General features: G+C 48.3%; 1 protein-coding gene. It reads right to left on the bottom strand.

From position 1 onward, the window contains the following. The coding region (locus LK536_RS59065; RefSeq protein ID WP_506092368.1) for an AEC family transporter at positions 1-238 on the bottom strand (238 nt) is incomplete at both ends.

The following is a 238-nucleotide window of genomic DNA, read 5'->3' as shown; positions in this document are numbered from 1 at the left end:
AGCAAGTTATATCCAACAATATAGAATGCCAAAAAGATGACTGCCTCCTCACCGTAAAGGCTGCGTACCAGCGGAATCCACATGAATCCCAGGTTGGGGAATCTCATCATCAGGCGGTAGCAGTTGACCTCTGCTGCGGAAAGCACCATAATCCTGGCAAATACTTTGCTGAGCAGTATCAGCACAACAACAAGACAGCCACCAGAACCAGATTCTCCGTAACCATGGCCGTACTGTA

It is taken from the genome of Clostridium pacaense, assembly GCF_020709765.2.
In the GTDB taxonomy this organism is placed as follows: Bacteria; Bacillota; Clostridia; order Lachnospirales; family Lachnospiraceae; genus Enterocloster; species Enterocloster hominis.
Note: the sequence above shows the minus strand (reverse complement) of the source record. Positions and strands in the feature narration are given on the sequence as shown.